This is a genomic window from Pseudochrobactrum sp. AO18b, from assembly GCF_000409565.1.
GTDB lineage: Bacteria > Pseudomonadota > Alphaproteobacteria > Rhizobiales > Rhizobiaceae > Pseudochrobactrum > Pseudochrobactrum saccharolyticum.
On sequence record NZ_ANNO01000330.1, the window covers coordinates 1 to 8,188 of the forward strand.

Below are 8,188 nucleotides of genomic sequence, written 5' to 3' on the forward strand. Positions count from 1 at the left end.
ATTTCTGTCGGAGCATCCGCGCCGATAATCGACAATCCGGATACCAAGACATCAGAAACAACCTGCACCAGCCCTAACCTGGCAAGTGACAAGTTTGTATCGTTAACCTTAATAAAACGTAAGTCCGGGTTGTCCGAGCCACGATTCCACTGAGAATGGAACGCACTTGCGAGGTCATAGAGGTAAAATGCGAGCCTGTGCGGCTCCTGATGAATGGCCGCAGTCTCAATCAGACGCGGATATTCCGCGAGCTTACGCACCAGCGCCACTTCGCTCTCATCCGTGAGCAGAGACAGGTGTTTTGCCGCCTCTTCACGCTCGATTTTTTCCAGACCAAGCTGCTCTTTCGCCTGACGGAAAACCGAGTTCGCACGTGCAGACGCATATTGCACGTAGAATACCGGATTGTCTTTGGACTGTTCCGTCACCTTGGCAAAATCGAAATCAAGCGACGCATCATTTTTGCGGTAAAGCATCATGAAACGCACAGCATCGGAACCAACTTCATCCACTACATCGCGCAGCGTAATAAACTGGCCTGAACGCTTGGACATACGCACCGGCTCGCCATCACGGAACAGCTTGACCATCTGGCAGATCAGCACTGTCAGCTCAGCCTTGCCTTCAGCAACAGCCTTGGCCACCGCTTCCAGACGTTTGATATAGCCGCCATGATCCGCACCGAGGACATAGATCATTTCCTCAAAGCCGCGATCGAACTTGTTTTTGAAATAAGCAACATCCGCAGCAAAATAAGTGAAGCTGCCGTCAGACTTAACCAGCGCACGATCCATATCATCGCCAACTTCGGTCGAACGCAGCAATGTCTGCTCACGATCTTCCCAGTCATCCGGCAGCTGGCCTTTTGGCGGCGGCAGCTTGCCTTTATAGACATGGCCTTTGAGCGTCAGATCATTGATGGCGGTGCGGATCAGCTTGGCATGGTCAGCATGCAGGCTGCGCTCGGAGAAGAACAGGTCATGATGCACATTGAGGGAGGCCAGATCATCACGGATCAGCGCCATCATGGCATCAATCGAACGGTCTTTAATCAGCGGCAGAACTTCTTCTTCCGGCTTTTCCAGCAGCGATGAGCCAAATTCCTTGGCCAATGCCTGACCAAGCGGCACCAGATAATCACCCGGATAGAGACCGGCAGGAATTTCACCAATATCTTCGCCCAGTGCTTCGCGGTAACGCAGCATCACGGATTTGGCGACAACATCAATCTGCGCACCGGCATCATTGATGTAATATTCTTTGGTTACGTCATAACCGGCAAATTTCAGCAGATTGGCCAGCACATCGCCGACAACCGCGCCACGGCAATGGCCGACATGCATCGGACCGGTCGGGTTAGCGGAAACATATTCCACATTGACCTTGCGCATACCGCCCATTTTTGAACGGCCGTAATCGGTGCCTTCTGCCAGCATAACGCCCAGCTGACGCTGCCAGTAATCATCATTCAGACGCAGATTGATAAAGCCCGGGCCCGCCACATCAACGGATGCAACATCCGCATCGCCTTTCAGCGCTTCAGCAATTTTGGCTGCCAGTTCACGCGGATTGCTGCCAACCGCCTTGGAGAGCACCATGGCCGCATTGGTGGAAATATCACCATGTGTAGCATCACGCGGCGGCTCAACACCAACACGGGAAACATCCAGCTCACCACCGTCTTTGTCTTTCAAACCAAGATCTTGCAGTGTCTTTTTAATTTTAACGTCGAAATCAGCAAAGATATTCATAATCTGTCCTGTCGGAACATAAATGCGGAACAAGCCGCAATTCACATTCAATCAATTGAACGTCATGCAATGGGGAAGCTCAGCGCCTCGCAAATCACACAGTCAGAAATGGCAATTTTGCAGCCCGTTTAAGCCAAGTCGGGCGTATGGTCAAACAATCGTCGGTGTTCACGCACGGCATAATTATCAGTCATGCCTGCAAGGAAATCCGCAATCTGGCGCGCAAAGGCCGAAGTCTCGTTACCGGCAATCCCTGCCCGCCAGTCGGCAGGCATCGCATCCGGCGCCGTCATATAGGCGTCAAACAGGTCTTTCACGACCTGATCGGCATTTTTACGGATCGGCACGACCTGCGCGTTGAAATAGAGATTCCGGTAGAGAAACTTCTTCAAGGTTTTCTCGGCAATCGCCATATCCGGCGAAAATCCGACCATCATCTCACTGGCCGAGCGCACATCAGCCACACTCTGCGGATTGAATTTTTTGATCTGCTCTTGCGCATGAGAGATCACATCCTCAACCATGCGCGTGATCTGCCGGCGCATCAGCTCATGGCCACGACGCACCGGATCGAGCTTCGGATAAAGGCGCTGCACTTCCTGCAGGATGTCGCGTGTCAGCGGTACTTCCTCCAATTGCTCCAGTGTGAGCAGACCGGAGCGCAGACCATCGTCAATATCATGCGCATTATAGGCAATATCATCGGCAATGGCCGCACATTGCGCTTCAAGACTGGCAAAGCCTGACAGCTCCAGATCAAAACGCTCATTATATTTGAGGATCGACCCCGGAACCGGCTCACCATCCGAATACGGGCCCGTCAGCGGGCCGTTATGTTTAACCAGCCCTTCCAGCGTTTCCCATGACAGGTTGAGACCGTCAAATTCCGCATAGCGCTTTTCCAGCAATGTCACGATACGCAGCGACTGCGCATTATGATCAAAGCCGCCATAGTCTGCCATTTTCTCATTCAGAGCATCTTCGCCCGTATGACCAAACGGCGTATGGCCGAAATCATGCACCAGCGCCACGGCTTCTGCCAGATCTTCATCCAGCCGCAATGCACGCGCCAAAGCACGGGCGATCTGCGCCACCTCAATCGTATGGGTCAGCCTTGTACGATAATGGTCGCCTTCATGGGCGATAAACACCTGTGTCTTGTGCTTTAATCGTCGGAAAGCCGTCGAATGGATAATACGGTCGCGGTCACGCTGATAAGGCGTGCGTGTTCGGCTCTCGGTCTCATGCACCAAGCGTCCGCGCGTTTGCGCAGGGTCGCATGCATAAGGAGCACGTTCACGATAGCCGAAACCAATACTGTCCATCATTCTTCCTGTTATGATTTGTGTTTCATCAACCAAAAATCTGTAACATTGCGCAAAGCACATCAGGCCCTTCGCAACAATTGCACTCTGCTGCATTATCATGATTGCAGTGCAAAATAACAGGTTTGATATGCAGTGCAGTATAAAACTTTAGGGCAAATGACTTGTGACAGGAGATTGCGCCCTCTGCCCTGCTGACCTATATTATAGTCCTATCAACATATATCCTGTGCGGAACTTGAACCGCCCATGATTTTAAGGTGACTATTATGACGGACATTTCCGTATCGGATGCGGCGGCCAAACGCATTATCAAAATTCTGCAAAAGCAAGCCGACAAATCAGCCCTGCGTATTTCCGTTGAGGGCGGCGGTTGCTCAGGCTTTTCCTACAAATTCGATCTTGTCAGCGATACCAATGATGATGATCTGATTATTGAAAAAGACGGTGCCAAAGTGCTGATCGACAGCATTTCCGTGCCTTATATTGACGGTTCGGTTATTGATTTCATTGACGATCTGATGGGACAGTCCTTCCAGATCAACAATCCGAATGTCACGTCATCCTGCGGCTGCGGTGTCAGTTTCGCAATCTGACCGGTTTCTGCCATGAATAGCTGCCGCATGATCTGAAATGCGGCAGATTTTTTATAAAACTCACTACGGGGATACGTCTTTGAAAATTGCCACATGGAACATTAACGGTGTCAAAGCACGTATCGAAAATCTGCTGCACTGGTTGCAGGAATGCCAGCCGGATGTGGCCTGTCTGCAGGAAATCAAATCCGTTGATGACTTATTTCCGCGGCTCGAGATCGAAGCCCTTGGCTATCACGTAGAAACCCACGGTCAGAAAGGCTTTAACGGCGTTGCCATTCTCTCGAAGGTCTCGCCGGTTGAAGTCAATCGCGGGTTACCAGGTGACGACAGCGATGAGCAGGCACGTTTTATCGAAGCCGTTTTCACCACTGAAAAAGGTGTGATCCGTGTTGTTTCGCTCTATCTGCCAAACGGCAATCCGGTTGATACAGAAAAATACCCTTACAAGCTCGGCTGGATGCAGCGTCTGGAAGACTGGGCGAAAACCCGTCTGGAACTGGAAGAACCGCTGGTGCTCGCCGGTGACTATAATATCATCCCGCAGCCGATTGATGCCAAACATCCGGAAAACTGGGTGAATGACGCGCTGTTCCTGCCCCAGAGCAAACAGGCATTCCGTCGTCTGGAAAATCTCGGTTTTTACGATGCGATCCGCAATGTCAGCGATGAGCAGATGTTCTCATTCTGGGATTATCAGGCCGGTGCATGGCAGAAAAATAACGGCATCCGCATCGACCATCTGATGCTGTCGCCGGAAGCTGCCAATCTGCTGGATGGTGCGGAAATCGAGAAACACACACGCGCATGGGACAAACCGTCCGACCATGTGCCGGTTGTTATTCAGCTTAACTGCTGAAATTATTCAATAATTTTAAGATCATAGCGCCGCAACCTGAATCATTTTGCTAAGTTGCGGTGCCTGCACAACTATTTCTACTCAGAGTAAAACAAACAAGTGCTAGTGCTGGCCGACGAGTGCAATCGCATTACGGCGGTCAGCCTCACCGGCAACCGAAAACGCCTGTTCCTGCATAGCACGGATCCATTCGCAATCCTGATCCGAACAACGCTCAAAAGCTGCCGTCAGCATCGCAAGGCCGCGAACAGTCTTACCGGCCTGAAATAGCATATTACCAAGCATAGCCTGCGCATTGGCGTTGCCTTTTCTGGCAGCCAGCTGAAACCATCGTGCAGCCTGCGTTTTGTTCTTCTCTACCCCGTCACCTTTGAGCAGCATAGCGCCAAGCTCATATTGTGCTGTCGAGTCGCCAAAATTGGATGCGGCCTGCACATAGAGATCACGGGCCATATCGGGATTGGAATTTACAGGAGTGCCGGGAATACCGCGCTTGAGATAGCGCGCCATCTGCACCAGTGCACCGGCCACATAAGATTCGTTCTGCGAACCCGGCTCTGCGCCTTCATGGACGATTTTTTCAAAAATTTTATAGGCTTCGTAATCATTTTCCGGAACACCGTCGCCCTGAGCATACATGCTCGCCAGTTTCCAGTTCGCGCCCGGATGTCCCTGATCTGCCGCATAGCGCAGAGCTTTCAGCGCTTCATCCTTATGGCCGTTCTTAAAGGCGGATACCCCGAATTTGAAAACCTCAAACGGATTGCTCTTCTTTTCCGCATTGTCCGGAATATCAAAAGCAAACGCGCTGCTGCACACCAGATAGAGTGCAACACCGGCTCCACACACAGAATACGCGATTTTCTTAAACGACCCGATCACGACAGCATTCTTTCATTATCGTTTGCCAAAATAACTTTGGTAAAGGACAAGTTAACAAGATGAGAAAAACTAGCCATTTTTTCAGGCAAGATTGCGACCTGTGAATAAAGTCGGCTAAACAGATTTCCTTCAGCAGAGCCCGCACCTGAAGTCATAATGCAAAACTGCACGCTAACCTGCGGATTTTTTTGAGAAAAACTATAATTCTGCAATTACCGACCTCAATGAAGGGCAAAGATTGTTTCACATTTTGTCAGGACTAAACTTTGCCTGCCTCCTATCGGTGCTCCGCATTTATGGCGGGAAATAGGCCAAGTTCGTCTCCGTGAACCTTAGCGCGGCTGAAAGGTAAATACTGTTACCAAAACAACACAAATTTACGCTGATATATAAAATTGCCCCCTCAAAACCACGAAACAATCCGGTTTCAGAGCGTCATAGTTGTCATCCCGTTGCGAAATATAGTTAAGCAAGTGGTTATAAATCTTGGTTTTATAGAGAAGCAGGATTTTCTGAAGAATCGCTATCCAGAATCGATTCTCTGTGTGTCAGCAGAGATGCAGATACGATTTCAGCCGTGCTTGCGATAATCCTCTTTTCTTCAGGCAACAGCACCTTATAGTCCGCCTTATGAAACCATCTGCTTCGGGGCGCAGACCTCAACCTTACAGACGACAGCCGCAGCGCCGCAGCAATCGCAGGCACTATCGCAAACCCTATTCCTTCCTTCGCCGGTCAGGGATTGTGACTGCACTGCTGTTACTGGGTATATATGCTTTGATGCAGACCTTTATGCCGCAATGGGCAGAAACTGTTTCCGGCAACAATCAGCCGCGTCAGCCTGTTCGTGCAGACAAGAATAAAACCTTGCCTGCGCAACTGAGCGGTCGCGGCGGCAGCCTGCATATTTACGATGGTGATACAATTGCCATACAGGGGCAGCGCATAAGGCTGAAAGGCATGGATACGCCGGAAACCCAACAGAATTGCAGTATAGACGATAAAGATTATAGCTGCGGGCGCAATGCGACTGCGGAATTACGCCGCCTGATCGGCAATCAGACTGTTACCTGCACAGCGGACGGACGAGATCAGTATGACCGCATCCTTGCCTTCTGCAAGGCCGGAGAGACTGATCTCAATCGCACCATGGTCGAGCAAGGCTGGGCAGTTTCCTATGGCCTTTATCAGCGTGAGGAAGCACAGGCACGCAAGAATAAACGCGGATTATGGGCGGGGGAATTTGAACGCCCCGGCAAATGGCGGCGGGAAAATCAGTCACGCTAGAGCATTTCACAGTCAAGTTGGACCAACTTGACGGCCGTGATAATGCGACCAACAAAGACTCTAGAGCGAGTGACATGAATACACTTAAGTGCGACACGCTCTAGAATGAGCGCAACCGGAGCAATCAGTAATATGGCAACGGCATTGCAGACGCTGCAAAATCAGATCAATGACTGCAGAATTTGCCGCGATCAACCGCTTGGTCCACGCCCGCTGGATCATGAGCCAAGGCCGGTATGCATCTCCTCCCCGACAGCCAGAATTGCCATATGCGGTCAGGCACCGGGTATCCGTGTGCATAATACCGGCATTCCGTTTAACGACCCCTCCGGTGTGCGGTTGCGCCAATGGCTCGATGTGACGCCGGAAGAGTTTTATGACGCAGAGCGCTTTGCGATCATTCCCATGGGTTTCTGCTTTCCGGGCTATGACAAGCATGGCGGCGACCTGCCCCCGCGCCGTGAATGTCGCCTGACATGGCATGACCGGCTGTTTGATCTCATGCCGCAAATCGAGCTGATTATTGCCATTGGCAGCCATGCGCAGGCATATCATCTCACCCGCAATCCGAGTTATCGCGAATATTTACAGGCACAGCAAAAACCGCTCAATATGACCGAGACTGTGAAAAACTGGCGGCGCTTTATCGAGAGCAATCAGAATGACGGCTCTGCCGTGCTGCCGCTGCCGCATCCGTCATGGCGAAACAGCGGCTGGCTGAAACGTAATCCGTGGTTTGAAAACGAGCTTTTGCCGGTGCTTCGTCAAAAAATCCGGCCTTTATTGTCGAGATAAAAATAATTTCTAACTTAATGCAATTTGATAGTATTATATTCTTCGCGTTTAATCGCGCGCTCATCCATAAGGTATATAGTTTCAAAATTATACAATTCGGCGCTTAATGTGAGGCAAAATGGACAGACTTGACAGAAAAATTCTCCGTCTGTTGCAGGAAGATGCAACGCTGGCAGTAGCAGATATTGCCAAAAAAGTTGGCCTGTCCACCACTCCGTGCTGGCGCCGTATTCAGAAACTGGAAGAAGACGGCATTATCAAACGCCGCGTCGCTGTGCTTGATCCGGTTAAGATCAATGCCCGCGTCACAGTCTTTGTTTCGGTGCGCACCAGCTCTCACAGCCATGAATGGCTGAAGCGTTTTGCTGAAGTCGTGCAGGAATTTCCGGAAGTGGTGGAATTCTACCGTATGAGCGGCGATATCGATTATCTGCTGCGCGTTGTCGTGCCGGACATTGCCGCCTATGACGCTTTCTACAAGCGCCTGATCAGCAAAATCGAGATCCGCAATGTTTCTTCATCTTTTGCGATGGAGCAGATCAAATATACGACAGAACTGCCGCTGGATTATATGGTGCTGGATAAAGACGGCAACTAAACCCATCCCCAAACGATGAAGCAACATAGAAACAGACAGAGCATTTCCCGTATTACAACTCCAAAAGGAAATGCCTGGCTCCACAAAAAATGGCC

Annotated in this window: 8 protein-coding genes; 5 read left to right on the forward strand and 3 right to left on the reverse strand. The window is 50.6% G+C overall.

Annotation, left to right across the window (positions count from 1 at the left end):
• Nucleotides 1-1,751: arginine--tRNA ligase (gene argS / locus A918_RS0113035; RefSeq protein WP_022711492.1), on the reverse strand; the 1,751-nt coding region annotated here is incomplete at its 3' end.
• Between the two features lie 128 nt (nucleotides 1,752-1,879).
• Nucleotides 1,880-3,079, reverse strand: a complete 1,200-nt coding sequence (locus tag A918_RS0113040) for a deoxyguanosinetriphosphate triphosphohydrolase (protein WP_156831442.1) — start codon at nucleotides 3,077-3,079, stop codon at nucleotides 1,880-1,882.
• A gap of 266 nt (nucleotides 3,080-3,345) precedes the next feature.
• On the opposite strand from A918_RS0113040, the gene erpA reads away from it, so the two are divergent.
• Nucleotides 3,346-3,672 (forward strand): iron-sulfur cluster insertion protein ErpA, encoded by a 327-nt coding sequence (gene erpA / locus A918_RS0113045; RefSeq protein WP_022711494.1) that lies wholly within the window; start codon nucleotides 3,346-3,348, stop codon nucleotides 3,670-3,672.
• A gap of 79 nt (nucleotides 3,673-3,751) precedes the next feature.
• Nucleotides 3,752-4,531 (forward strand): exodeoxyribonuclease III, encoded by a 780-nt coding sequence (gene xth / locus A918_RS0113050; RefSeq protein WP_033316116.1) that lies wholly within the window; start codon nucleotides 3,752-3,754, stop codon nucleotides 4,529-4,531.
• Nucleotides 4,532-4,633: 102 nt separating this feature from the next.
• Here the strand turns inward: xth and A918_RS0113055 are convergent, their stop codons facing one another.
• Nucleotides 4,634-5,380 (reverse strand): tetratricopeptide repeat protein, encoded by a 747-nt coding sequence (locus A918_RS0113055; protein WP_022711496.1) that lies wholly within the window; start codon nucleotides 5,378-5,380, stop codon nucleotides 4,634-4,636.
• Between the two features lie 813 nt (nucleotides 5,381-6,193).
• Between A918_RS0113055 and A918_RS20435 the strand changes: the two genes are divergently transcribed.
• The 3 genes from A918_RS20435 (at nucleotide 6,194) to A918_RS0113070 (ending at nucleotide 8,093) form a co-directional block, all read left to right on the forward strand.
• Nucleotides 6,194-6,700: a thermonuclease family protein gene (locus A918_RS20435; protein ID WP_245257329.1), complete on the forward strand. Its 507-nt coding sequence runs from the start codon at nucleotides 6,194-6,196 to the stop codon at nucleotides 6,698-6,700.
• A 132-nt stretch (nucleotides 6,701-6,832) separates the two neighbouring features.
• Nucleotides 6,833-7,495: a uracil-DNA glycosylase family protein gene (locus tag A918_RS0113065; RefSeq protein WP_022711498.1), complete on the forward strand. Its 663-nt coding sequence runs from the start codon at nucleotides 6,833-6,835 to the stop codon at nucleotides 7,493-7,495.
• A 118-nt stretch (nucleotides 7,496-7,613) separates the two neighbouring features.
• Complete coding sequence (locus tag A918_RS0113070; RefSeq protein WP_022711499.1) at nucleotides 7,614-8,093, forward strand: Lrp/AsnC family transcriptional regulator; 480 nt, start codon at nucleotides 7,614-7,616, stop codon at nucleotides 8,091-8,093.
• The last annotated feature ends 95 nt before the right edge of the window (nucleotides 8,094-8,188 follow it).